The sequence below is a fragment of the Vibrio sp. YT-19(2023) genome, from assembly GCF_033337395.1.
Genome location: NZ_JAWOQN010000529.1, coordinates 1 through 686, shown reverse-complemented (window position 1 = coordinate 686; position 686 = coordinate 1). Strand labels below are relative to the sequence as shown.

Annotated in this window: 2 protein-coding genes; one reads left to right on the top strand and one right to left on the bottom strand. The window is 47.4% G+C overall.

Annotated elements, in window-relative coordinates:
- A partial coding sequence (locus tag R7E78_RS26920) for a LuxR C-terminal-related transcriptional regulator (RefSeq protein ID WP_318058715.1) occupies positions 1 to 176 on the top strand: 176 nt, incomplete at its 5' end.
- 19 nt (positions 177 to 195) lie between these two features.
- Here R7E78_RS26920 and R7E78_RS26915 read toward each other — a convergent pair.
- A partial coding sequence (locus R7E78_RS26915) for a substrate binding domain-containing protein (RefSeq protein ID WP_318058714.1) occupies positions 196 to 686 on the bottom strand: 491 nt, incomplete at its 5' end.

Sequence of the window (686 nt, the reverse complement as noted above, 5' to 3'; positions counted from 1 at the left end):
AAAAAGATATCTTACGTTTGATCATTGCTGGTAAGCGCAATATTCGAATTGCGGATGAGCTGTGCATTGCAATGAGAACGGTGGAAGTTCATCGAGCCAGCTTACTGAAAAAGTTCTCAGCCAAAACCGTCGCAGAATTGGCCTACATTTATGGCAAGTTGGAGAATCCCATCTAGCGAGAGCTGAGCTGTAAGATTAGGAGCCTTCAAACTTCTGTTTGATGAAATCGATAAAAGTTCGTAGTCGTTTCGGTTGATAGCGATCTCGATGGAATATGGCGGAAAAGGGCACCGACGGAATTTCCCAATCTGGCATCACTTTTATCAGTTGGCCTAGCTCCACTTCTTCTGCACAGTAACTCAGTGGAACACGAATAATGCCGTTGCCGTGCAGCGCGCCCATTACTAACGCTCGTCCATTTTTACAGCGCAAGTTGCCTTTTACGACCACATCGGCGTGGTCATTTGGGTTCTCTGCTTTACGATAGCTCCAACGCGTAACCGAACCAGTGAGAGTTCGATGTTCGGCCAGCTCTTTTGGGTGTATTGGCATGCCATATTGCTGCACATAGCTCGGGCTTGCGATCGTCACCATGTCAACCGTCATCAGCTTGCGCGCGACAAACCCTGCATCATCCAATTCCCCCATACGAAATGCGACATCAAACTGATCTTCAATCAAGTCAA